General features: G+C 38.7%; 5 protein-coding genes and 1 pseudogene. All 6 read left to right on the top strand.

From position 1 onward, the window contains the following. Positions 1-49: 49 nt before the first annotated feature. Positions 50-879 (top strand): annotated as a pseudogene (locus tag GQR53_RS15900) (EAL domain-containing protein); the annotation flags it as partial. 207 nt (positions 880-1,086) lie between these two features. Beyond that, positions 1,087-1,548, top strand: coding sequence for a GNAT family N-acetyltransferase (locus GQR53_RS15895; protein ID WP_002958569.1), 462 nt, complete (start codon positions 1,087-1,089; stop codon positions 1,546-1,548). Between the two features lie 232 nt (positions 1,549-1,780). Beyond that, positions 1,781-2,650: an MYG1 family protein gene (locus tag GQR53_RS15890; RefSeq protein WP_165744492.1), complete on the top strand. Its 870-nt coding sequence runs from the start codon at positions 1,781-1,783 to the stop codon at positions 2,648-2,650. A gap of 77 nt (positions 2,651-2,727) precedes the next feature. Further along, positions 2,728-3,060 (top strand): YnfA family protein, encoded by a 333-nt coding sequence (locus tag GQR53_RS15885; RefSeq protein ID WP_165744491.1) that lies wholly within the window; start codon positions 2,728-2,730, stop codon positions 3,058-3,060. 547 nt (positions 3,061-3,607) lie between these two features. Then, positions 3,608-5,521: a biosynthetic arginine decarboxylase gene (speA, locus tag GQR53_RS15880; RefSeq protein ID WP_024593856.1), complete on the top strand. Its 1,914-nt coding sequence runs from the start codon at positions 3,608-3,610 to the stop codon at positions 5,519-5,521. 3 nt (positions 5,522-5,524) lie between these two features. Next, positions 5,525-6,448 (top strand): agmatinase, encoded by a 924-nt coding sequence (gene speB, locus GQR53_RS15875; protein ID WP_008138249.1) that lies wholly within the window; start codon positions 5,525-5,527, stop codon positions 6,446-6,448. The last annotated feature ends 13 nt before the right edge of the window (positions 6,449-6,461 follow it).

Genomic DNA, 6,461 nt, shown 5'->3' with positions numbered 1-6,461 from the left:
CGGTACGCTAGAAATAAAAAAGCCGCTCACCTTAAGTGAACGGCATTAGGGGAATAGCAGTAGCTTTTACGATCCAGCCTTACAAACACTGCTTGAAAAACAAACTGAACTAGAAACCGATATAGTCAGAGCGATTGCATCTGATGAGTTTTGTGCTTATTTTCAGCCTCAGGTAAATACGTATGGTGATGTTATTGGTGCTGAAGCACTCATTAGGTGGAACCATCCTCAAAAAGGATTAATAGCGGCAAACGAATTTATACCAATTGCAGAGCAATACGGGCTTATTCAAAAACTACAAAATATTGTTTTACATGATATATGTATTTTAATAAACGAACTTAAAGCAGATAACATAATTGACGACTCGTTTAGTGTTTCAATTAATATTAGTCAAAGCCAGTTTAATTCATCAAATTTAAAAGGAGAGCTGTTTAGCACTATCAATAAATTTGATATTCGAGCACAGCAAATTAAGTTAGAAATAACCGAGTCAATGCTCTCAAGCGATATAGATTATACAATTAGGCAAATGAAAGAACTCATTGCTGCTGGCTTTTTATTTTCGATTGATGATTTTGGAACCGGTTACTCCTGCTTAGCGTACTTAAGTGCGTTTCCTGTTAAAGAATTAAAAATAGATAAAAGCTTTATTGATAAAATTTTAGATAGCACGGTTGGCTTTAATATTGCGCAAACAATTATCAGTTTAGGAAAAAGCTTAAACTTAGAGGTAGTTGCAGAGGGCGTAGAAACAACAGAACAATATGACTTACTTAAAAAATGAATATTGACGCCATGCAAGGCTACTTAATTGCAAGGCCGATGGATAAAGAAGGCTATGCAAAATGGCATAGCGCTAATACCAATGCGCAATAATACTTGAACACTACTATTTATTAATTAGTAATAACCTAGCAAAATTTACACATTTGCTAAGCCACTTTTGCTCTTTTAGCTGGTGAAATGCCCTAAGCCATATGCTAAATAAGGAGTAAAGATTTTTTAATTAAACAATGCTAAGCTATGACCGCTTAAATATATTATTTAAAGCTTAATAAACTTATAACAATGAATGGAAGCTTTATGCAGTTAGTCGATTTGAACCCGAATGATCCCGACGTGGTAAATGTATTTGATGATATAGACCGGCTTATAAACTCTTTATATCCTGTTGCTACCGCACAGTCTCTGGAGTTAAACGAATTAACCTTACCTAATGTGTACGCTATTGGTTTAAAAACTGAAGAAGGTATTATTGCCTGCGGTGCGATTGTAGAGAAATTTGATACTCAGCCTTATGGCGAAATAAGACGTTTATATGTAAAACCAAGTCATCGTGGTAAAGGGCTATCAAGACGTATTATGCAGATTTTATTGCATCAAGCTGGCGAAAAACAAATCCCGTTAATACGCTTAGAAACAGGCCCAAAACAAATAAAATCAATCAATTTATATGAAAATTTAGGCTTTAAACGCTGTAGCAGTTTTGGCTCATATGTAGATAATCCACAAAGTGTTTTTATGGAATTAGGGCTTAGTAAATAAGTTCATTAACGCTGCGACATATTAAAGCTTAATGTGTCGTAAATATCCGCCTTCATTATTATCTTGTAATAAAAGTCATACTCAAACTAGTAACTATAAAAGCAGCTTTTATAGTGATGCAAAAATACTTCACTGTTTTTAACACCTGTCTTCGTATAAAATCTGCCTCGATAATTAGTGATTAACTTACAAAGCGAGAATTTTTATCTTTTCTAAAAGTAGCAATAAACAAATGAGCGAAATAACAGTAGTAACCCACAATGGTAATTTTCATGCAGATGACGTTTTTAGTATTGCGGTACTTAAACATGTTTTGCCAACGTTTAAATTGGTACGCACACGCTATAAAGCGCTTATAGAAAGTGCCGACTACGTAATAGATGTAGGTGGGGAATACGATCCTGAAACTAATCGCTTTGATCATCATCAACGCGGTGGTGCAGGCGAGCGAGAAAATGGCATTCCTTTTTCATCATTTGGTTTAGTGTGGAAAAAATACGGCTTAGCACTGTGTGATGATAACCAGGCCGTTGCTGATAGAGTGGATTCAGGCTTAGTTTCAACTATTGACGCCATTGATTGTGGTCATGTTGAAGGTGTATCAAAAGGGATAAGCTTGAGCCAAACAATTTCAATGTTTAACCCTACATGGGAAGAAGAAAGTAACTTTGATACCTGCTTTGATGAAGCCGTTGAATTTGCAGCTCGCATGCTCATTCGTTTTATCGCCTCAGCTCACGGTAGTGTTAATGCAAAAGAGATTGTCGCCAAAGCAATTGAAAATGCAGACGATGCCAGAGTAATCGTGCTTGAAAAGTACACACCGTGGAAAAAAACAGTGCATATTTTATCAAGTGAGGCGCTATACATGGTTTACCCATCGCATTCTGGGCAATGGATATTACAAACAGTACCCGTTGAGCCTGGCTCGTTTGAAGATAGAAAACCGCTTCCTAAAGCATGGTCTGGTTTATCTGATCAAGCGTTTGTAGATGAAACCGGTATTGATGATGCAGTGTTTTGCCATAATGGTTTATTTATAGCGGGCACTAAGTCGTTTGAAAGCACAATGAAACTTGCCACCATGGCGCTTAGCGAATAACAACGCAGATTCATAACGGATACTAAGCATAACAATTTGTATTGATTGTTATGCTTGTTATTTTTGCGCGGAGCATTATGTTTGAATTAAAAACAATCGCACTTTTTACTATTACAGCCTTAGCAGAAATAGTGGGTTGCTATTTGCCCTACCTTTGGCTTAAGCAAGATAAAAGCATTTTACTTTTAATTCCTGCAGCGTTAGGTTTGGCACTATTTGCATGGTTGCTCTCTTTACATCCTACTGCTGCCGGGCGTGTGTATGCAGCTTATGGCGGCGTATATATTTGCGTTGCGCTATTATGGTTATGGGTTGTTGATGGCGTAAAGCTTACTATGTGGGATATTATCGGTGGTCTAGTTGCACTGCTAGGTATGGCTATAATTATGTTTGCCCCAAAAAGTGCATAGCTAGCTTATAGTCAATTAATCGAATTCGCTTATACACTACTGCAATTTCCCACTTTCAATACCACAGGCAATACCTAACGCTACATTTGCGCCAAGTAATGATTGAAGCTGGTGGATGTATGCTAAGCGTTTTTGACGTGCAGTTTTTATTCACTTTGCAGAATACATAGGTATTACTTGGCCACAACACGTTGGCTAAACTGTAAGTAATTGAGGTGTTGAGAACGCCTTGCTCTAACCCATCAAAAGTAAATTTTATAAACAAAGTAACTCAAGATGAATTTTATTGAACGAGCTCATTCATTTTTACTAATAAAATTTATAATGAGTCATTTAAAAATAGCCATTTTTTATAACTTTTCTTATCTTTAAAAATCATCAAAGTCCTGTTTTATATATGCTAGCGGGCAATAGTTGTTTGGTTATTTTTTTAACATCAAAAATCACTCGTTACGAGTAAAAATACTTGTTGGACTTGAATCTCTATTTTTCTTTTAATGCGCGGCACTAGCCGAGTCGGCATTAATTAAATAAAAGAGAAAGATAAATGAAAGAGACAACATCACTAGAACAAGCTCGTACGAGCTACAATGTTCGTCATTGGAGCCAAGGTTTTTTTGGTATTAATGATCAAGGTGATGTGTATGTTGCGCCCAAGGCTCATGCCCCAGAGCAAACCATTGCACTAACAGATATTGCAAAGCAACTACAAGATAAAGGTTTAAGCTTACCTGCTTTAGTTCGTTTTCCGCAAATTTTACACCATCGTGTACACAGCTTATGCGGCGCATTTAATACTGCGATTGAAAACTATGGTTACCCTAAAGACTACCTATTAGTTTACCCAATAAAAGTAAACCAACAGCGTGAAGTGGTTGAGGAAATAGTAGCAAGCCAAGCACAAGTAGAAAAAAAGCAACTTGGTTTAGAAGCCGGCAGCAAGCCTGAACTACTTACAGTATTAGCATTGGCTGAAAAAACCAGCGCTGTTATTGTATGTAATGGCTACAAAGATAAAGAATACGTTCGTTTAGCACTTATTGGCGAAAAGCTAGGTCATAAAGTGTATATCGTACTTGAAAAGCTTTCTGAGCTAGACATGGTACTTAGCCAAGCAAAAGAGCTTAACGTAAAACCACGCATCGGTATTCGTGTACGTTTAGCGTCGCAAGGTAAAGGTAAATGGCAAGCGAGTGGCGGCGAAAAATCAAAATTTGGTTTATCTGCATCGCAAGTTTTGCATGTAGTTAATCGTTTAAAAGACGCAAACCAGCTTGATTTACTTCAGCTAGTACATTTTCACTTAGGGTCACAAATGGCGAACATTCGTGACGTACGTTTAGGTGTAAGCGAAGCGGCGCGTTTTTACTGTGAGCTACGTAAATTAGGCGCAGAAATTGATTGCCTTGATGTAGGTGGCGGTTTGGCTGTTGATTACGACGGCACGCGTAGCCAGTCGCATAACTCTATGAATTACAGCTTAGCTGAATATGCAAATAACATTGTGTACACCATTGGTGATACATGTAAGCAATATGAGCAACCAATGCCGACTATTATTTCTGAGTCGGGTCGTGCGCTTACGGCGCATCATGCTGTGCTTATTTCTAATGTTATTGGTACTGAAAGTTACACGCCAGAAGAGTTAGTAGCGCCAGCGGCAGATGCACCCCTGTTATTAAAAAACATGTGGGCATCGTTTGTACAGTTAACTGATTTAACGGATGACCGTGCATTAATTGAAATTTATCACGACAGCCAAGGTGATTTAGCTGAAGCGCATAACCAATTTGCACTCGGCTTATTAGACTTATCGCAGCGTGCGTGGGCTGAACAAATTAATATCCGTATTTGTTATGAACTTAACAAGCACATGGATAATAAAAACCGTTTTCATCGTCCTATTATTGACGAGTTAAACGTACGTCTAGCCGATAAGTTTTTTGTAAACTTTTCGTTATTTCAATCGCTTCCAGACGCATGGGGCATTGATCAAGTGTTTCCGGTATTGCCATTAAGTGGCTTAACTGAAGCACCAAAAAAACGTGCTGTATTACTTGATATAACCTGTGATTCAGACGGTGCACTTGAACATTACGTAGATGGACAAGGCATTGAAAGCACACTACCTGTACCAGAGTTTAGCGCTGATAAACCTTATTTAATGGGCTTTTTCTTGGTGGGTGCTTATCAAGAAATTTTAGGTGACATGCATAACTTGTTTGGCGATACGCACAGCGCAATTGTTAATATGGATGAGCAAGGCGTTGCAAGTATTACCGAGATAAACCAAGGTGACACTGTTGCCGATATGATGCGCTATGTACATTTAGATGTTGAAAGTTTTCAGCAATCATACGAGCAGTTAGTAAGCACTAAAATTGAAAAACACGAACAGCAAAGCGTTTTAGACGAATTGCAAAGCGGCCTTGATGGCTACACTTATTTAGAAGAGTTATAAGCAATGTCAACTTTGTTTGGTCACGCAGATCACTCATTGTACTCAAATGGGATGACGTTTTTACGTCGTCCTATGGTGCAAAACATTAATGCAATTGATGCAGACGTAGTGGTTTTAGGCTTACCATTTGATTTAGCGACCTCGGGCCGCCCTGGTGCGCGCTTAGGCCCTGATGCAATTCGTCGTGCATCGGTTCATTTAGCATGGGAAGACACTAAATACCCGTGGACGTTCCCGTTGTTTGAGCGCTTAAAAGTGGCAGACGCAGGGGACTTTACTTACCCTGTCGGGGATCCTGAGTATTTTACTGCGCAACTAGAAATGGCTGCGGATCAAATACTTCGCCAAGGTAAAACACTATTAGGTTTAGGGGGCGATCACTTTGTAACGCTTCCGCTATTACGTGCTCATGCAAAAATACATGGCAAAATGGCGTTAGTGCATTTTGATGCGCACACCGATACTTATAGCAATGGCTCGCGATTTGATCACGGCACTATGTTTTATCATGCACCAATGGAAGGGCTGATTGATGTTGAGCACAGTATACAAATAGGTATTCGTACCGACTTTGATCAAAGTAAACATGAGTTTGCTGTGATTGATGCAATGCAAGCCAATGATTTACATGCAAATGAAATTGCAGCGCAAATACTTGAGCGAGTAGGTGACCTACCTGTTTACTTAACGTTTGATATAGATTGTTTAGACCCTGCGTTTGCGCCTGGTACAGGCACTCCTGTGTGTGGTGGTTTAACGTCAGATAAAGTACTTAAAGTACTGCGTGCGCTAAAAGGCATAAACATGGTAGGTATGGATGTAGTAGAAGTATCACCTTCGTACGACCAAAGTGAGCTTACCGCTATTGCCGCAGCAACCATTGCGAGCGAATTACTGCATTTGTGGACGCATAAAAATAAGTACTAATTATATAACTTAA

The sequence above is a fragment of the Pseudoalteromonas sp. Z9A6 genome, assembly GCF_011378805.1.
GTDB lineage: Bacteria > Pseudomonadota > Gammaproteobacteria > Enterobacterales > Alteromonadaceae > Pseudoalteromonas > Pseudoalteromonas distincta.
This window is presented reverse-complemented; position numbering and strand designations above follow the sequence as displayed.